Source organism: Elusimicrobiota bacterium, assembly GCA_026388095.1.
GTDB lineage: Bacteria > Elusimicrobiota > Elusimicrobia > UBA1565 > UBA9628 > UBA9628.
On the sequence record JAPLKL010000075.1, the window covers coordinates 1 to 17857 of the forward strand.

The 17857-nt window shown below is 65.5% G+C and carries 14 protein-coding genes; 9 read left to right on the plus strand and 5 right to left on the minus strand.

Features of this window, described 5'->3' with window-relative positions:
* Positions 1 to 27 precede the first annotated feature (27 nt).
* From NTY77_18735 to NTY77_18750, 4 genes are all read left to right on the plus strand, one after another.
* Entirely contained in the window at positions 28 to 378 is a 351-nt protein-coding gene (locus tag NTY77_18735) for a hypothetical protein (GenBank protein ID MCX5797531.1), read from the plus strand.
* Positions 379 to 1201: 823 nt separating this feature from the next.
* On the plus strand, positions 1202 to 3013 hold the full coding sequence (locus tag NTY77_18740; protein ID MCX5797532.1) for a hypothetical protein: 1812 nt from the start codon (positions 1202 to 1204) through the stop codon (positions 3011 to 3013).
* Between the two features lie 133 nt (positions 3014 to 3146).
* The gene (locus tag NTY77_18745; GenBank protein ID MCX5797533.1) at positions 3147 to 3983 is read left to right on the plus strand and encodes a hypothetical protein; all 837 of its coding nucleotides are present in this window, start codon (positions 3147 to 3149) and stop codon (positions 3981 to 3983) included.
* A gap of 27 nt (positions 3984 to 4010) precedes the next feature.
* Entirely contained in the window at positions 4011 to 4679 is a 669-nt protein-coding gene (locus NTY77_18750; GenBank protein ID MCX5797534.1) for a hypothetical protein, read from the plus strand.
* Between the two features lie 10 nt (positions 4680 to 4689).
* Here NTY77_18750 and NTY77_18755 read toward each other — a convergent pair whose 3' ends face one another.
* Positions 4690 to 5451: a hypothetical protein gene (locus NTY77_18755; protein MCX5797535.1), complete on the minus strand. Its 762-nt coding sequence runs from the start codon at positions 5449 to 5451 to the stop codon at positions 4690 to 4692.
* Between the two features lie 10 nt (positions 5452 to 5461).
* Positions 5462 to 6010, minus strand: coding sequence for a pseudouridine synthase (locus NTY77_18760; protein MCX5797536.1), 549 nt, complete (start codon positions 6008 to 6010; stop codon positions 5462 to 5464).
* A 68-nt stretch (positions 6011 to 6078) separates the two neighbouring features.
* Here NTY77_18760 and rmuC point away from each other — a divergent pair, with 68 nt between their 5' ends.
* From rmuC to NTY77_18785, 5 genes are all read left to right on the plus strand, one after another.
* Positions 6079 to 7137, plus strand: a complete 1059-nt coding sequence (rmuC, locus tag NTY77_18765; protein MCX5797537.1) for a DNA recombination protein RmuC — start codon at positions 6079 to 6081, stop codon at positions 7135 to 7137.
* Entirely contained in the window at positions 7137 to 8612 is a 1476-nt protein-coding gene (locus NTY77_18770) for a DUF2779 domain-containing protein (GenBank protein ID MCX5797538.1), read from the plus strand. The genes rmuC and NTY77_18770 overlap by 1 nt, the downstream gene beginning before the upstream one ends.
* Position 8613: 1 nt before the next feature.
* Positions 8614 to 10863: a hypothetical protein gene (locus tag NTY77_18775; GenBank protein MCX5797539.1), complete on the plus strand. Its 2250-nt coding sequence runs from the start codon at positions 8614 to 8616 to the stop codon at positions 10861 to 10863.
* A gap of 32 nt (positions 10864 to 10895) precedes the next feature.
* Positions 10896 to 11429 (plus strand): hypothetical protein, encoded by a 534-nt coding sequence (locus NTY77_18780; protein ID MCX5797540.1) that lies wholly within the window; start codon positions 10896 to 10898, stop codon positions 11427 to 11429.
* 253 nt (positions 11430 to 11682) lie between these two features.
* Entirely contained in the window at positions 11683 to 13362 is a 1680-nt protein-coding gene (locus NTY77_18785) for a phosphatidylserine/phosphatidylglycerophosphate/cardiolipin synthase family protein (GenBank protein MCX5797541.1), read from the plus strand.
* Here the strand turns inward: NTY77_18785 and NTY77_18790 are convergent.
* From NTY77_18790 to NTY77_18800, 3 genes are all read right to left on the minus strand, one after another.
* Positions 13359 to 14369: a C1 family peptidase gene (locus tag NTY77_18790; protein MCX5797542.1), complete on the minus strand. Its 1011-nt coding sequence runs from the start codon at positions 14367 to 14369 to the stop codon at positions 13359 to 13361. The genes NTY77_18785 and NTY77_18790 overlap by 4 nt on opposite strands.
* 75 nt (positions 14370 to 14444) lie before the next feature.
* Positions 14445 to 16067, minus strand: a complete 1623-nt coding sequence (locus tag NTY77_18795) for an SUMF1/EgtB/PvdO family nonheme iron enzyme (protein ID MCX5797543.1) — start codon at positions 16065 to 16067, stop codon at positions 14445 to 14447.
* A gap of 21 nt (positions 16068 to 16088) precedes the next feature.
* Positions 16089 to 17843, minus strand: coding sequence for a hypothetical protein (locus NTY77_18800; protein ID MCX5797544.1), 1755 nt, complete (start codon positions 17841 to 17843; stop codon positions 16089 to 16091).
* Between the last annotated feature and the right edge of the window lie 14 nt (positions 17844 to 17857).

Below are 17857 nucleotides of genomic sequence, written 5' to 3' on the forward strand. Positions count from 1 at the left end.
CGTTAGGCAGTATTAGACGACAACGACATGAAGAAAGGACGAGTTCAGCAACACCTGAAAAGGGAGAAGTTAATCCACTCGTTGCCGCATCAGTTGGCCGAATTCGCTGAATTGGTCGAACGCGGGAAGGGAGATTACGCACTTGTCCTTTTTGACTGCGGCATGGATGAAACGGTCCATTCGAACCTAGTCGAAAGAGCACTCAAGAAGATCCCAGCCGACTCATCTCAACACATAGTTGTCGCCGGCTGGAATTTCACAGACGAAGCATTCGACGCGGTATCCAAACGGCATGGTCAGATTTTAAAAGTACATGATTTCCCATGGACGGATGAACGACTCAAGCACGTGCGAGCTCCCCTCGAAAGGAAGTGGTAGTGCCAAACAGAAAAAAAGTCTGCCTAACATCGGGTATTGCGGCCGCGCGCAAGCGCGGAACACCAACGTGGGGGCAGCCTTTGCGGCCCGCGCATAGCGCGCGCCGCAAACCCCAGCGTTAGGTGGAACTATTTAGGGGCATCCGATTTCGCAAGAGAACGTCAGTAGGTAAGCATACTCAATAGAGCGATGCGTAAGATATTAGCCTTGGTGCTCGGAATCGTTTTGCTCTCGCTGCTTATAGGGGCCCTAATGCATTTTGCAAATCGACCAAAGGTCCGTATTGTGGCTGAACCCCTTGAAGACGTACCCAACCATCCCGAGGATGCACGTCGTGTCAAATGCCAATTCCTGAATCTTAGCAAAGCGACCTTCCGTTGTGGCCCACGGTTCTGCTATATAAGACCCACCAAGGATCAGAGCGGTCTACATCGAGTGGTCCATCCGTGGGACAACAACAATGCTCTCGGTGGCATGTACGGCACTCCGGTCGAGATCATGCGAATCGACGATGATTGGGTCTTAGATGCACCGGGTCACTACGAATTCGTCGTGGAGTGCGGATTCGAATGCACACGGATGACCAAGTCTGGGGATGTGAGCTATTCCAATCTGCACGCGAAGAGCGATCCGTTCACTGTAAATGTGGGCATCCCAAACAAGGCCATACAGAAATGAGAATGGCAAACGAAATGCAAAAAGTCCACCTAACATCGGGCTCTACGGCCGCGCGCATGCGCGGAGCCCGGTCAGGTGGGCCAACGCCGCGCGCACATAGCGCGCGCCGTAGGCCCCGGCGTTAGATTGCCCCGATGAGAATCCCATGAATGAAACCGTCGCCACAGACGAACGCCCGGGGTTTGTAAGGCTCATCGGTGTCCTCTGTCTTCTCGGTGGCTGCGGGAAATTCCTTTGGGCAATAGTGGCTGCTTTCTTAGCCGGAAAGTCGTCGGCAACATTGTCCTTGTTCTTCGGCCTCGAAGAGATCGGATCGGCGCTGGTGCTGATTGCCATGGGGTGGGGCTGCATGAGATTCCGGCACTGGGCACGAGGGTTGCTGATATCGCTGGGCCTCATCTGTCTCCCCGAGCTCATTTCAAACATCATCATGATGGCCGTCAGTGCGGGGCAAAGCCAGAAGATTCCCGGTCCGTATGGCTCGTTTGCCATTACGTTCGCGTTCTGCTACTTGGCGGCGAAAGTGGCCATGTTGGCCTTCATAGTCTCCGCATTGCTATCGAAGCAGGTCCATGCAACTTTCGTGAGCCGTAACCAAAAGCCTGATTGGAGCAACCGCTTTCAATTCGCGCCGTTGGTGATTCTTGTGTGGTCATTTTCGATCGCCTACGGCAAGGCCTCTCGTTTCGCCTTTGGCTGTGTCTTGCCCGTAAACGTCGGGTCCATCATGGGCCCTTGGTGGCAAGTCCACGAGATTTGTGTGCTCTTGCTCGGAATACTCGGTGCCGCATGGGTGATCCAAGGCCACCTGAGGCAGACTTGGTGGCTTCTTGTCGGAGCTGCCATCTTATCGCTGGCTTACTGCTTTACGCCGGGGTTCCTACCTCGCTTTAGCAATTTACAATCGCTCATGGACCAGTTCATGAGATCGGCTGGGATGGCGCAGAAGGAAGCCGAGCATATCGCTCAACGCTACTCCGATGCAATCGGGATTGTCGCTGGCATGCCCTTAAGGGTCTCGGAGGTTCTCAACATCGGCATCTGCACCGGATTCTTGGTTTTGACCAGAATGCAGTTCCTTCGCGGGCGGGGGAAAGGCGGGGCTTCGGGCGGCAGCGAGCGTCCGCCGACCCTCGGCCTACGCAGCAATCGTGAGACAACGAACCTGAGAAAGATTTTACATTTCATCGCATGCGCATCTCTCTGTCTCATATTGGTCTACCCGGTTGAGAAGTCAATCCTCAAGAGGTCTGCGATCACCCGTCTCACGGTGGAGTTCGATGTGGACCGACTACCTTCGTCTGCGGATCGGGATTCCGCGACAACCCAAGCGGCTGAAATCATTAAACGGCGGCTCACTCAATACCTTCAATCTGCCCATGTCTTCGAGCGCGATGGACGAAACCGGCTGCGGATCGAGGTGCGCGGCGTCGACGATTTGGAGAAATTAAAGACAGTGATATCACGGCCGGGGGTGCTCGAGTTCCGACTCATCGACGATTCACCATTTGCGCAGAAGGCGCTCTCTCACATCGGTGAGGAGGCCAATTCAGCCGAGCCCATCCCTGCTGGGGATACATTGCTTCGGGAGAAAGATGGGACTCCCTATCTTGTCCGAGGCAAAACCCCATTGACGGGTTCGGATTTGAAGAGCGCGGCCAGCATGCCCGACGGTGCGGCTGGCCAGCGTGGGGTCAGTGTTCAGTTCAATAGTCATGGCGCCGACATACTGGAGAAGGTCACTGCCGCCAACGTCGGCAAACGTATGGCACTCGTCTTGGACGGTTTGGTCTATACCGCTCCTAGGATCAAAGGGCCCATCAAGCAAGGGTCATTGATTATTGATGGACAGTTCAGTCGGGAGGAGGTCCGTGACCTTGCCGTCGTCCTAGGGTCCGGCCCTCTCCCCGTCCCCGTTAAGACCATTTCCAAGGTTCAGCAATTTCCAATCGATTGAGGCAATCTAACATCCGGAGTTGCGGGCGCGCGCACACGCGGCGCCCTACATGTGGTCAGCCTCTGCGGCGCGCTAATAGCGCGCGCCGCAGACCGTCGCGTTGTGCGGAATGGCGAAAGCTTGATAACGTAGCATGAAAATTGGGAACCGCGTTATCGTCGTCGGCGCAATATTCATCTTGCTGCTCGCAGCCATTGCGGTTCGGCAAAGACCTCGAGCAAAAGAAGCTCGGCCGCGACAGCTGCGGGCTTTGTATCTCCCCTACTGGTCGACTCGCGATTTGAAGCCTCTCAGCAATAATCTGGCTGACTGCCAGAAGTCTGTTCAAACCGCGATCGAAGCGGCGCGGGCGAATCCGCGTTGGGGAGACTTTGGGTTTAAATGCGGGCACCACTACCCGTTTAACGCCGATGCATCCGTAACAGACATTCAGTTGAAGCGGAAATCTGCAATCCTAAGACAATGGCCGGAATTCGTGCGACAAAATGCGGCCATGTTTGGCCTTGACCCTCAAACCATATTCCCAGGCAGACAAACTTCGTCGGGGACTTGGGCGGTACAAAGATGGAACGGCGTGTACATCCACACTTACCCCTTGTGGACTCATGGGGCCACGGCCCCTTCCGGGGACGATTTATTCATTCGGCCGTTGGGAATTAATACCCGTTCATGGACATTGAATAGCATTCCCTCAGTCAGTTCTGCGACGGCGACATCCATGGCTCGCCAAAAATGGCTTTCGCAGGGCCTTTCGCAGGGCGTCGAAATAGAGAGAATCGATCAGCCCATGCTTTCAATTGAGATCGGCTTGAGTAGCGAGTGCGGTACGCCTGAGAGCCCGGTGCTAGTTTGGAAGATCTACGGCAAGGCGAGAAAACAGGGGCACAATCCATATCCAAACTGTTGGCTCAATGCACATTCAGGGGAAGTTTGCGGTCGGTGCGATATCTGGGAGCATGTTACCCTATGAGGCCCCTGTGAACGGCCGGGGAGATAGGTGACAAAAACGTCCAGGGACATAGGGGACACCAGCAAGCTCCCCAAACCAGTCCGCGCCATCGCTCTGGCCGCACTCATCCTTCTCATCACGGCCCCGCCGCTCAAGGCCAGGGAGAGCCCCGCCATGTCCACCAACCGTGACGAATTAGAACGCCGGGCCGGCGACCAATGGGACGCCGCTCACGACGCCAAACGTCCCACACGCCAGCCCCAGCAAGCCGCCGCCTTGCAACGGCTCTTCGACAAGATCGACGCCCTGACCAAGCTCAAATCCTTCGACCTCAAAAAAGTCGCCAAGGTCCTAGGCCTGCGCCCGAAGTACGAAGAGACGCAGAGAAACGAATACTTCGTCATCTATGAGGCCAAGCTCCCTGACGGCGTCTTCCGGCGAGTCGAAGTCCGCGTCGGCTCCAACGCGGCGCGCGGAATCCTGATCGTAGACATCGACCCAGCGCTGGCCATCACCCCCGGCGAGGTCGCCGACCGCTTCGGCAGCGCCAAGGCCATCAGCAACCCCACTCTCCACGCGCCGCCGGATTCACCCTACTACTATCTCTACCCCAGGCCCGGCGGCGAGCTCCGCCTGGGCATCAAGCCGGGAGCCGTTCACACCGTGGTCAGTGTCGTCTGGGACACCATCAACAGCCTGGCAGGAAAAGGCGGCTGACCGACAGGGCTCACTGCCCCGGCTTAGCCTGCCCCGCCGCCGGCTGCGCCTTCCCGTAGTTCGCCAGCCCATCCGTAAAATCCTGCGGCAGACCCAACGCCTTCCCCGCGTCCGCCACCAAAGCCCGCAGCAGACCATCCTCCACCAGCAGGTCCGATGAAGCCGCCAGCACATCGCGCGGAGCCTGCTTGAGCGCGTCCTTGACGAAAGCCCGCACCGCCGGATCGGCCGCGTACTTAGCCCCCAACTCCACGAAGTTCTTGGACCCCGCCAGCCCCCGCAGGAACTTCACCGGGTCGTGGTCCTTCATGTAGTCGTCGTTGAGCTTCTTAAGGTCCGGATAATGCATCCAGTCCCGCCCGTACTGATGGATGGCCGGATACCGCTGCGTGTACTGGATGGCCAAGTCCCGCGCCTTCGCCTCGCTCTTGCGCACCGCCTCTGTAAAAGCGGAAACAGCCGCCCCCCCCGCCGCAGGCGCAGGCGGCGGAGCAACAGGAACCGCGGCCTGCTGGCCGGGAACCGGGGCCGGAGCCGCCGACCCAGGGAAGTCCCCCGGATTGACCAAATCCAACCCCGACTGCGGCTCAGCCAAAGGCGCGGCGGACTGCGCCTGCCCCGGCGCCACCGAATCCAGCCCGATCTTCACCGCCACCGGCTTCTCCTTCTGGGAGAGCTGCCAGAACATCACCCCCACCGCCGACCCCGCGATGAGCAGCCCCGCCAACAGCGCGGCAAGCCCGCCGGTGCGCTTGGTCGGCTCGTGTTCCATGGCCAACCAATTATAGCAGGTGCGCCGCTTCCCCGTCGCTCAGGAAGCGCCACTGCCCCGAAGCCACATCCAGCTCCAGCCCCCCCACGGCCACCCGCTTAAGCTCCAGCACCTTCAGCGCCGTCCCGAACTTCGGGTCCTTGAGCGCCCCAAAGATCCGCCGGATGTGCCGGTTCTTCCCCTCGTCGAGCTTCACCCGGACCCGAGTCTTAGGGCCCGCCCGGCCCAGCACCTCCACCTCCCGGGCCCGGCACAGCCCCTCCGGCGTCTCCACCCCCGCCAAAGCCTGCCGCACATGCTCCGGCGTCACCAAACCCCGCACCCAGACCTCGTAAGTCTTGAGCAGATGCCCCGGCCGTGTCAGCGCGTCAAGCACCTTGCCCTCTTTGGCAAAGAGCAGAAGCCCCCGCGAATCCAGGTCCAGCCGGCCCGCCGGCATCCAGCCCTCGGCGCGCGCCCAATCCGGCAAAAGGTCGTAGACCGTCTTGCGCCCCTTCTCGTCGCAGAGCGTGACCACGTAGCCCTTCGGCTTGTGCAGCATCAGCATGCGGGGCGCCATGGACCATTTTATAGCAAGTTGTCAGCCCCATTGACTTACGTTCGGAAGGGTATTATCATCCTCTTGCCATGCTCTACGCCCTCGTGGTCTTCAACGTCGTGACCTTGGCCCTCGTTCTCTGGGTCATCCTCACCATGGTCCGCCTGGACGAGCGCACCCGCAAGGCCGAAGCCCTGCCCCAGCAGATCGACCAGAACAAGGACGACACCCTGCGCCAGGTGCGCGAGGAGCTCAAGTCCACCAAAGCCGACTTCCAGAACAAGACCGACTCCGCCGTGGCCTCCATCCAGGCCGTCACCGGCCAGCTCGGCGAGCGCCTCAAGGCCGCGGGCGCCACCTTGGACAGCCTGCAGAACTCCACCGGCCAGCTCATCGCCGGCCTGCAGACCGTCTCCGAGCTGCGCGACGTGTTCCTGGTTCCCCAGCGCCGCGGCCCCCAGTCCGAGGTGCACCTCCAGTCCCTCCTGGAGAACATCTTCCCCCACGAGGACCTCAAGTTCCCCTACAGCCCCGACCCCGGCGCCTCGGAGAAGGTCGAGGCGGCGGTCAAGATCGCGGAGCGCTGGCTGCCCATAGACTCCAAGGCCCACATCGACAAGTTCCTGGAGTTCAAGAAGACCAACGCGCGCAAGGACAAGACCGCTTTCCTCAACGCCATCAAGGGCTCGGTCGAGGACATCTCCGCCAAGTACATCCGGCCCGAGCGCGGCACGCACGACTTCGCCTTCCTCTTCGTGCCGGCCGAGAGCCTGTGGATGGAGATCACCGAGTTCAAGACCGGCGAGGACGCCGGCCCGGACCTTTTCAGCTACGCGCGCGCCAAGAAGGTCATCCTGGTCTCGCCCCAGACCCTCTACCCCTACCTGCGCCTGGTCATGGTGGCCATGGCCGGCAAACAGCTCCAGAACAAGGCCCAGGAGCTGCACCAGAACCTGCAGGGCCTGCTCACCCGCTTCCACGAGGTGCGCGAGGCCGTGGACAAAGCCTCCAAGCAGATGGGCAACGCCAAGGCCAACCTCGACGAGGCCCGCCAGGGCTTGTCGGACTTCGAGGTCAGCCTGACCCGCGGCGTGTCCCTGGCCGCGCCCCAGGCCGCCGGGCTCGTGGAGTCCCAACGGAGCGCCTGATGCCCATGCGCCTGTCCAAGACCCAGTACATCCGCGGCCTGCAGTGCCTCAAATCATTGTGGCTGCATCACTTCCGGCCCGACCTGCGCGTGCCGGTCTCGCCCGCTTTGCAGCGCATCTTCGAGCAGGGCCGGGCCGTGGGCGAGCTGGCGCGACGGGCTTTCCCGGGCGGCATCCTCATCGCCGCGGACCACGACCACATCCCCGAGGCGCTCCAGCAGACCCAGTCGGCCCTCCAGACCGGGGTATCCGCCCTCTTCGAGCCCGCCTTCGTCCACGACGACCTGCTGGCGCGGCCGGACATCCTGGTCCGGGACGAAGGCGGCTGGGACCTCATCGAGGTCAAGGCCTCCACCGACGTCAAGGAGGTCTACCTGCCCGACGTGGCCGCGCAGCGCTTCGCGGTCGAAGGCTCGGGCCTCAAGGTGCGCCGGACCTTGCTCATGCACGTGGACAACGCCTACGTGCGCAAAGGCCCCGTGGACCCGCACAAGTTCTTCCGCACCCAGGACGTCTCCGCGCTCTGCGCGCCGCACCTCAAGGAGCTGCCCGCCAAGCTCGCGGCCATGCAGGCGACCATGGAAGGCGTGCTGCCGGAAGTCGAGATCGGCGCCCACTGCAGCTCGCCCTACGACTGCGACTTCCGGGACTTCTGCTGGAAGCACGTGCCCGACTACTCGGTCTACGACCTCAAGCGCGCCGACTTCGGCACCATCACGGAGCTGCGCCACCTGGGCGTGATGCGCCTGGAGGACATCCCCCCCGACTTCGGCCTCACGGACGCCCAGGAGATCCAGGTCCGGGTGGCCAAGACCGGCGAGCCGCACATCGACGGACCGGGCATCCGCAAGTGCCTGCAGAGCCTGGCCTACCCCCTCCACTACCTGGACTTCGAGACCGTGGCGCCGGCCATCCCGCCTTACGACGGCCTGCGCCCGTTCCAGGCCCTGCCCTTCCAGGCCTCCTTGCACGTGCAGGCCGAGCCCGACGGCAAGGCCGAGCATCTGGAATTCCTGGGCGACCCGAAGTCGGACCCCCGGGCGGCGATGGTCGATTTCCTCATCGGGAAGATAGGCCCCAAGGGCTCGGTGGTGGTCTACAACGCCAGCTTCGAGGGCGGCCGCCTGGCGGAGCTGGCCGAGGCCTTCCCGCGCCAGGCCAAGGCCCTGCTCGGCGTCCAGAAGCGGCTCTGGGACCTGGCCGTGCCCTTCCGCACCAGCCTCTTCATGCATCCGGACATGCGCGGCAGCGCCTCCATGAAGGCGGTCCTGCCCGCTTTGGTCCCGGGCATGGACTACGACCACCTCGACATCGGCGACGGGGTGGCGGCCTTCCTGGCCTACGAATCCCTGATGGCGGGCAAGCTCTCCGCGGCCCAGGCCAAGAAGACCATGGCCGCCCTGCGCGAGTACTGCGGACAGGACACCTTGGGTATGGTGGAGATCCTGCGCGTGCTCGGGCAGTACGCGGCCTAGGATGGGCGACGAGGAGCGCAAGCCCGGCATAGCGGTCCGCCCCCGCGGCTTGTCCCTGCTGGAGCGGCTGACCCGGTTCCAGGATCGGGAGCTGTCCTTCCTCCTGGCCGGCGCCGGCGTCCTGTTCCTGGTCCCGGCCTCCCAGCAGTTCTTCCCCGGCCCGGCCGCGCGGAGCGACGCCTCGGCCGGCATCTTCCCGGCCGCGCCCGTGCAGGTCTCGGGCCTGCCCTCCAGGCTGGGCTGGACCGTCTCCACCCAGCCGGCCGGCGAGGACGGCTGGCGCGGCGCCCTGCCCGCGCCGGAGGAAGCGGCCGCCTCGGGCCAGGCCCTGGACAGCCGCGACCCTTCGGGGCTCGCCATGGGCCCGGACGCCTCGGTCCAGCCCTCCGCTTTGGCGCCCCTGCCGGCCCTGGACCAAAGCCGCGTCCCGAAGACGGGCTGGCTGGACTCCTTCTCGCGCGCCGCGGCCGCGGGCGTCTCGGCCGCCTCCGCCTGGTCGGGGCTGCCCCGGCCCAAGGACTCCTGGATGAAGGCCGGGCGCCAGAGCTTCTTGGCCGTGAGCCGCGACGGCCTGCGCGCGCTCATGGGCAACGGCCGCGCCTCGGCCAGGCTGGACTCCTCCGCCATCCACTCCGCCTACAACAAGCTGGCCCCCAACCAGACGGCCACCAGCGCCTACGACCCCAACGCCTCGCCCGAGAGCTACGTGGTCAGCGGCGACTTCGACCGCCAGGCGGCGGGCCCCGCCGGCAATCCCGTCAGCGGCCCCCCCGCCGGCGAGAAGCCCGTTGCCGAGAAGAAGGAAGAGCCCCGGACCCCTCCGCAGGACGAGAGGCCCGAGCCCGTGAAGGACAAGGGCGAGAAGGATTTCAACAGCGGGGCCTCCTCGCCCGAAGGCGCCGGCGCCAAGCCGTCCTTGGCCGGCAAGAGCGGGGCGGACATGAGCGGCCTGGGCAAGAAGAGCCTGTCCCAGATCTGCTCCGACCTGCGCGGGGTGCCCGCCAACCCCATGGCCCAGAAGCTGATGCGGGCCATCGGCCTGGTGACCGCGGCCGAGGTCAACCTCAAAGCGGGCGGACAGCTCATCTGCGCCGAGGGCGTGCAGCCGCAGCGCTTCGCCAAGGACCCCAAGAGCGAGGAAGACAGCGACGTCAACGCCATCCTCCAGCGCGCGCTCGGAGTCCTCGGCGGACCTGAGGTCCTGCCCAAGCTCAGCGAGGCGGTCCGGCTCTGCAAGCAGGCCGACTCCAAGGCCGTCAGCTCCGTGGCCTCGGTGAACCGGGACGTCTCGCGCGAGCTGACGCGGGCCGTGGAGCCCTGCACCGTGGGCCGCTACTGCTGCGACTTCTACGTGCGCGTGCAGGGCATCTGCCAGCCCAGCGCGCAGTCCCCCTGCAAGGACGCCGTGTGCGCGGATTGCGAGACCTCCAACAAGACCGCGCGCCAGACCGCGGTCCGGCAGGTGAACTCCAAGGTCAAGGACGCGGGCTGCACGGGCTTCAAGCGCGCCTACGACGACATCGAAAGCGCCTTCCAGCACGGCCAGACGCCGCTGCGCAAGGCCGAGGAGTCGGTCTCCGCGCTCAACCGGGAGAAGGTGGGGCCCGCCCTGGAGGCGGTCTGCAAGGGCGCGGCCCAGGCCCAGGAGTGCCGCTTCGACGGCAAGGAGGCCGGCGGCTCCGCCGAAGGCGCCGAGGGCCAGGACTACCTGCACCGCGCCTCCGGCCTGCTGGCGCAGGCCCGCCAGCTGCTCGACGAACTGAGCCTGACCTCGGACGACACCGTGGACATGCTGAAGGTCACCAAGGACTGGAAGGACTGGGTCCGCCAGGTGCGCGAGCAGGACCAGCGGGTCGCCGGCGTGTTCCAAGAGCAGGTCAAGCTGGTCAACCGCATCAGCCCCATCCTGCCCAAGCTCGAGAAAGCGGCGCCGCGCTGGGAGGGCGGCTCTTTCGCGGTCGACAAGAAGGCCGTGATCCCGGACAAGGAGATCGACGAGTTCACCGAAAAAAGCGTCCTCAAGCAGGACTCGGGCACGGCCCTCAAGCCGGTCCTGGCCGACCGCTGGTGCCAGTCCCCGCCCGAGGTCAGCCTGGACTGCGACTCCGCCGACGAGGTGTCCGCCGTCGCCCGGCAGAGCGAGGAGAAGACCCGCCCCGTGACGCAGAACGCCCAGAAGAAGCAGAAAGACGAGACCTCCAAGCGCGTCCTCGACGATGTCAAAAAGGCGCTCGGAGCGGCCCAGCCGTAAGCCCGCCCAGCCCTATTTGGTAGAATCCGGCCATGCATCCGCTGCTCGCGGCGCTGCTCCTGTGCCTGCCCCTGACCGCCCACGCGGGCCTGCCCGCCGTGGACTGGGAGCGGCTCCTCTCCGGCTGGTCCGCGCGGCACACGGCGGCCCCGTCAGCGCCCGCCACGGTACCGGCCCAGGCCGTCATGCGCCTGCGCGGCCTGCTCTCCGTCTGGACCCAGGACTGCGCGCCCGACTGCGGCCTGCCTTCCGCCATCGTGAAGAACGACCCGGTGCTGCTGGAGCTGCCGCTGCCGGAGAAGCCGGGGCAGTTCCGAGCCGTGCGCCTCAAGCGCGAATATCAGGTCTCCGGCGGGACTCTGCAGGTCCAGGCGGACTTCTACGCCCTCTACCCTCCGGGAGCGGCGCCCTACTTCAGCGTCCAGGTGGAGCTCTCCGGCGCGGCCGCGGCCCTGTGCACGGCCTCGCTCAATGAGGCGGATTTCTCCCCCTTCCCGGTGCTGGCCTGCGGTTCTCCCCGCGACGGCAAGCGCCTGGGCCTGACTTTGCATCGCGCGCCCCTGTAGTTCGGGGACACAATACTTATCTCGGCGAATTAAGTAATGTGTCCCCGATCTCTGGGCCTTTGGTCCTAGGGCGCACAAGGCCGAACGGCCCCTGAAATGAGTCGGGCCCTCCTTGTATACTCATGAGGACATGACTGTCACCCATCCCGCCCACAGCTGTTACATGATGGTCCTCCTCATCGACCTGACTTCGGGTCTCTGACTGCCTCCCCACACCCGGCGTTCCCCGGCTTGATCCCGTAGGAGGCACATCATGACGATAGACCGCAAAACGACGTCGAGACTCCTGGTCCCCCTTTCCCTTATACTGACCTGCGCCGCGGCCCAGGCCCAGTCCCGCCTGAAGTTCGGCAGCATGCCGGCGCTCTCCGGGGCCGCCAGCGTGGGCTCATTGTTCGACGGCGGCGCCTCCGGCGCCGCCCTGGCGGTCGCGCCCGCCGCGGAGGTGGCGTCCGTCCCCACGCGCTCCGAGGCGGACCTGCGCCGCGAGCTCGCCGCAGCGGTCAAAAGCGGGGACTGGGCCATCATGAGCCTCAGCCCGGAGGCCCGGGCCCTGGCCACGCCGGCCGAGAAGCTCCAGATGCTCAAGACTTTGATGGACGCCGCGTCCCGGAGCAGCAACAACAACGGCGAAGGCGGCGACCCGGACCGCTGGCGCCGCGATGCCGCCATGCAGGGCATGCTGGGCTCGGCCCCGGACGCGGCCTCCTTCGACTGGGTCTACTACCGCGCCAATACCGCGACGATGTTCCGGGTCATGGACTCCCGGGGACTGCGCGCCCTCTCCGCCCGCTACCGGGCCGGCGCCGTGCCCGGAGACTGGGACGGCTACCTGAGCTACCTCGACACCGTGGCTGAGACCAAGAGCGCGGGGCGCAACCAGGTCCAGTTCCTCATAGACGGCGCGGATGTCATCGCGCCCGGCCTGGCCGTCATAGACGACGCCAAGTACAGCATCCACATGGAGGTCTTCCAGTTGCAGGGCGACGAGGTCGGCAAGGCCGTGGCCGAGCGCCTGGCGGCCAAGGCGGCCAAGGGCGTGAAGGTGCGCCTGCTGCTCGACGAGCACGGCACGCAGCCTGACGAGCCGTCCGGCGGGCCGGTGCGCGAGCTCATCGCGCTCATGCGCGCCGGCGGCGTGGACGTGCGCGTGCGCAAGACCCCCTTCGGCGCGGGCCACCTGGACCACCGCAAGGTGATGGTGGTGGACGGCGACGTGGGCTTCACCGGCGGCATGAATATCGGCAAGAGCTATCAGATGGACTGGCACGACCAGCAGACCATGATCATCGGCCCGGCCGTGGCCAGGCTCCAGGACAACTTCCTGGAGCAGTGGCGGGCCCAGGGCGGGGCGGTGGACCCCAACGAGCCGGGCGTCTATCCGACGATCGAGGAGCCGGCCAACGGCGTGGAGACGCGGGTGGTCGTGCACCGCGGCGGCGCCGCGGACCAGAACATCAAGGCCGCCTACATCCGCGCCTTCGCCACGGCCCAGACCTCCATCCGCATCGCCAACCCGTACTTCATGGACGCGGACGTGGTGCAGACGCTCTGCGAGGCGGCGGGGCGCAAGGTGAAGGTCCAGGTGGTCCTGCCCGAGGACAACGACGTCAAGATCGTGCAGCGCGGCTCGCGCGCCTACTACCCGGACCTGATCCAGGCCGGCGTCGAGGTCTATGAGTACCAGGGCCGCATGGCGCACGAGAAGGTGGCTGTCATCGACACCTACTGGTCCACCGTGGGCTCATCCAACCTGGACACCCGCAGCCTGAGCAACAACGACGAGCTCAACCTGGTGCTCATGGACCGCAAGCTCGCCGCCTACATCGAGCGCTGGCTCTTCGACGCGGACCTGCAGAGGAGCAAGCGCATCATGCAGTACACCCCCACGCCGCGCGAGCGGCTCGACCGCTCTTTGGAGGAGCTGCTCTAGGGCCTGCTCTGCAGAAGCGGCTCGATCTGCTTGAGCGTGGCGTCCGCGTCCACGGCGCCGGCCTGAGCCGAGGACATGAGCTCGGCCTTGCGGGCTTGCGGCGTCTTGTAGGCGACGGTCATCTTGCCGAAGCCGACGACGCTGTCCATCTCGGAGTAGGCGATGCGGAAGTAGCCGTCTTCGCCCCAGTCCGGGCCCCAGCTGTTCTTCACGATGAAGCACTTCTCCTTGTCGTCGTAGCCGACCAGGAGCACGGCGTGCCCGCCGAGCTTCTGGCCCGAGACGTAGGAGTAGACGCCCGACTTGTAGTGCTTGAAGTCCTCGTACACCATGTAGGAGGTGGGCAGGGGGCCGTACTGGACCAAAGCCGCCTTGAGCGCGGCGAGCTTGGCGGAGACGAAGCCCCAAGAGCCGATCTTGTAGGCGTGGTCCTTCCAGCCCGCAGCCGCGCTCTTGCAGTTCCCGTTGGCCGCCGTATACGGATAATCCGCCTCGGGCGGCAGGCCCGTGCTCGCGAGGAAATGGGGGATGAGCATGCCGCCGCTGCAGGAGCCCACCCAGGAGCAGGAGACGAGGACCTGCTCGGAGAGGTTGAGGTCCTTGCCCGGCTCGTGGCGCGCCAGGAGGACGTTGGATTCCAGGGCCCCGGTCATGGCGAAGGCCCAGCAGCTGCCGCAGTGCTTCTGGTCCCGGACGGGGGTCACGTACTTGCCGTCGTGGTCGCGCCAGTCGATGCGGGGAGGGAGCGCCTCGTTCATCATGACCTGGATGTCGGGACCTTCGGGGCGCTCCATGCTCAGGCCCACGCGCAGGCCCCATTCCTTGCCGGAGAGCCGGGAGAGGGCGGTCTCGCCCGCGACCCACTTGGCGCCCTTCGCCTTGATCGCGGTCTGGACCTGGGCGATCTGCTCATCGGGACCGCCGGAGAGCATCTCCTGCGCGCCGGCCGTCATGGCGCCGGCCAGAAGGAGCGCGGCCCAAAGTCCTGGGACGAGGCTGTTTCTCATGTTCTTCAAAGGGTTGACCTCCGCTGAGACCTAGGGCGATTCTAGGTCTTTGGGCCGCCGATGTCAAACCAGCGCTCAACGGCCTGCTGACTTCGCCGGGCGCAGCCCCAGGTATTCGCCGGGGGCATCCGGGAAGTCGTCGCGGCGGAAGGCGGCCCGGACGGATTCGGGGAGGCTGCGCCAGGAGCCGCCGCGATCCACCCGGCTGGAACCCGCGGGGCTTTCCCATGCGCTCCCATCCGCCGGCGCGCCAGCGTAGGAGTCATGGAACCAATCCTGCGTCCACTCGCAGACATTGCCCGCCATGTCGCACAAGCCCTGCGAAGTATTCCCTCTCGGCTTGGAACACACGGGCCACGAAGCGTTCCGGCCGCAGCCGTTGCCCCCATCGCCCATGACCGCCCGTTCGCAGGTCGCGGGCTCATCGCCCCACGGATAGTCCCGGTCCCGGCCCCCGCTGCGCGCCGCGTACTCCCACTCAGCCTCGCTGGGCAGCCTCCCTCCCGCCCATTTGGCGTACGCTTGCGCCTGGTCCCAGTCCACGCAGACCACCGGCTGGGCATCACCCTGAAGCGAAGCGGGCAGAGTCCCTTTCCGATACCGCGATCCTGTCCACACGTTGCACGACCCGTCAGACACATGCGCCGGCGAGCACGCTTTGGCTCGCACGCACTTGCCGTACTGCGCGAATGTCACCTCGGTCTTGGCCAGCTGGAAGGTCTTTATCGCCGCTTGGTGCCGAGGCCCCGCACCGCCTTTGTCGGAGCCCATCGCGACCTGCCCGCCGGGTATCATCACCCACTCGATGCCCGCCCGTCCCTCCACCTCCTGCCTGCGCGCCTGCGCCGCATCCCGCAGCGCCTGCTCCTGCTGCGCGATGCTCCGCTCCAGGGTCTCGCCTCGCTCCAACAGACGCCGCAACAACGGGAGGAAATCCGCCGCGAAGGCGCTGCGCCCCGCCAAGTCCGGCCAAACCTCCTCGACGCGGATCGTTTCGCCCTCGCGGCCCTTGCCGGAGACCTGCATCAGCGTCTTCCTGACGAACTCCTCGCGCGGCACCCAGATGTTCGCAAGCTCCGTCGCATCGCCCAGCCGCGTGAAGTCATAGTCTGCGATCGAGGGCAGCCGCTTGAGGCTGGGCAGGTCCATCCCCACCAGCACGACCTTGTTCACCCCTATCCCCTCCAGACGCTTCAAGGCCATGAGCACCGGAGCGGCAGCCGGCCCCTGGGCCACGATGTCGATCTGCGCGCCCGCGTCATGCGCCCGGATGACGGCCTTCTCCACCTCGCGGGACATGGCCTCCTCGCTGACCGTTGAGAATCCCTCATGAGTCCAGCCCACGAGCGCAGTCGAGCCCGCGAATGCCCGCGCGAGCTCGGTGGGCGTGTCAACGGCCGGGTCGCCGCCGATGAGGTTCCGGCTGATCCAGCCGCCCGCTGTATCCACAAGCCCGCTCTTCGGCGCGGGGGCCAGCAACAGCGGGTCGGAGGCGGCTTGAGCGTCGCTCAAGAGGACAGTGACGGCCCGGCGGCCCCGCGGGACCTGCTTCGCCTCCCAATCAGACGCCAGGGAGTCCATCTGGCCGGTCAGGACTGCAAGGTCGCGGCCTGAGAGTCGTTGGGCTCGCCGCACGGCGAACCAGGAAAAACCCGCCAGCATCACGGCCAGGAGGAGGGCGACAGGGTGTCTGATCACGGAGTGCCAATCAGTGCCGGGCTATTTTCCGGCCGGCATGAGAGCTATCGTGACGCCGTCCAGCGACTTGGGCAGGCGCGCGCGCAGGCTCTCCGCGTCCGCGCCCATCGCGTACAGGACGACCACCCCTTGCTCATCGCTGTACGGGCTGGTGAGGACCCTGCCGACGCTGACCTTGGCGACGCCCGGCATGGCCAAGAGCTCGGCCTCATGGGCGCGCAGATACGCGACGGCGGCTTCCTTGTGCGAGTAGGCCGGGATCAGCGCGACCGTGACGCCGTCCAGGGACTTGGGCAGGCTGGCGCGCAGGCTCTCCTTGTCCGTGCCCAGGCCGTAGCGGACCACCACCCCCTGCTCCGCGCTCTCCGGGCTGGTGAGGACGCTGCCGACGCTGACTGTGGTGACGCCCGGCATAGTCCTTATCTTGGCTTCATGGGCGCTCAGATACGCGACAGCGGCCTCCTTGGGCGAGTAGGCCGGGATGAGCGCGACCGTGACGCCGTCCCGCGACTTGGGCAGGCGCGCGCGCAGGCCCTCCACGTCCGTCCCTAGCCCGTACCGGACCACCACCCCTTGCTCCGAGCTGTACGGGCTGGTGAGCACGCTGCCGACGCCGACCGTGGTGACGCCCGGCATGTCCCGGATCTCGGCCTCATGGGCGCGCAGGTACGCGGCGGCGGCCTCCTTGTGCGAGTAGGCCGGGATGACCGCGAACTCCACGCCGTCCTGGGATTTGGGCATGCTGGCGCGCAGGCTCTCCGCGTCCGCGCCCAGGCCGTAGCGGACGATCACCCCTTGCTCCGCGCTCTCCGGGCTGGTGAGGACGCTGCCGATGCTGACCTCGGTGACGCCAGGCATGGTCCGGAGCTCGGCCTCATGGGCGCGCAGATACGCGGCAGCGGCCTCCTTGGGAGAATAAGCCGGCCTGACTGATATCTCGACGCCGTCCAGGGACTTGGGCAGGCTGGCGCGCAGGCTCTTCGCGTCCGTGCCCAGGCCGTACCGGACGATCACCCCTTGTTCCGCGCTCTCCGGGCTGGTGAGGACGCTGCCGATGCTGACCTTGGTGACGCCTGGGATGGCCAGGATGGCGGCCTTGTTCGACGCCAGATAGGACTCGGCGCGCCGCTTCGCGGCAGATGCCGGAAGCAGGCGCGCCAGCCGGCGCGCGAAGCTGTTCTCCTCGACGCCGCCGGTCTGGACCGCGGAAGCCGCAGGCTCGCCGCCTGTCGTCTGCGCGGACTGTCCCAAGGCTTTGGATAAGGCCAGCATCTTGTCCTGGAGCTTTTGCTGGTCCTCCGGCGCCAGGCGGGCTTGCATGAGCTCGGCCGCTTGCGCCAATTGGACGCGGGTCTGCTCCTGGAGGAACGGACCCAGCGCGATGCCGAGGCCGCGCATCTTCTCCACCAGGACTACCCGCTCCGGCTCGCTCTGCGGGTTCGCGAGACGGGCGACGAGCTCGCCGGCGGGGGCCTGCGGCGTGTTCAGGCTCGCAGGCGGCAGGACTGGTTGAGCTTGCACGCCGGCAATGACCGCCTGCCTCAGGCGCACGGCATCATAGTCGGGGGATTTCAGGAAGTTGACGACTTCCAGCCGCAGCTGAGGCGAGACCGTGCTCAGGACGCTATTGATGGCTGCGCCGGCGAAATCTCCTGAAGGCGCGGCCACCTTCGCCGGCTGGCGGCTGAGCTGCCCGATCAAGGGCAGCGGCGCGCTCAAGAGTCCGAGCCCAAGAAGGGCGCCGCAGGTCATCAGGCGGGAGGATACCCTTTTCATGACAGCCTCCAAAA

Excerpts from the sequence above, each read along its gene's own strand:
- NTY77_18735 (MCX5797531.1), top strand. The coding sequence starts at position 28 with ATGAAGAAAGGACGAGTTCAGCAACACCTGAAAAGGGAGAAGTTAATC.
- NTY77_18740 (MCX5797532.1), top strand. The coding sequence starts at position 1,202 with ATGAATGAAACCGTCGCCACAGACGAACGCCCGGGGTTTGTAAGGCTC.
- NTY77_18745 (MCX5797533.1), top strand. The coding sequence starts at position 3,147 with ATGAAAATTGGGAACCGCGTTATCGTCGTCGGCGCAATATTCATCTTG.
- NTY77_18755 (MCX5797535.1), bottom strand. The coding sequence starts at position 5,451 with ATGGAACACGAGCCGACCAAGCGCACCGGCGGGCTTGCCGCGCTGTTG.
- NTY77_18760 (MCX5797536.1), bottom strand. The coding sequence starts at position 6,010 with ATGGCGCCCCGCATGCTGATGCTGCACAAGCCGAAGGGCTACGTGGTC.
- rmuC (MCX5797537.1), top strand. The coding sequence starts at position 6,079 with ATGCTCTACGCCCTCGTGGTCTTCAACGTCGTGACCTTGGCCCTCGTT.
- NTY77_18770 (MCX5797538.1), top strand. The coding sequence starts at position 7,137 with ATGCCCATGCGCCTGTCCAAGACCCAGTACATCCGCGGCCTGCAGTGC.
- NTY77_18775 (MCX5797539.1), top strand. The coding sequence starts at position 8,614 with ATGGGCGACGAGGAGCGCAAGCCCGGCATAGCGGTCCGCCCCCGCGGC.
- NTY77_18780 (MCX5797540.1), top strand. The coding sequence starts at position 10,896 with ATGCATCCGCTGCTCGCGGCGCTGCTCCTGTGCCTGCCCCTGACCGCC.
- NTY77_18785 (MCX5797541.1), top strand. The coding sequence starts at position 11,683 with ATGACGATAGACCGCAAAACGACGTCGAGACTCCTGGTCCCCCTTTCC.
- NTY77_18790 (MCX5797542.1), bottom strand. The coding sequence starts at position 14,369 with ATGAGAAACAGCCTCGTCCCAGGACTTTGGGCCGCGCTCCTTCTGGCC.
- NTY77_18800 (MCX5797544.1), bottom strand. The coding sequence starts at position 17,843 with ATGAAAAGGGTATCCTCCCGCCTGATGACCTGCGGCGCCCTTCTTGGG.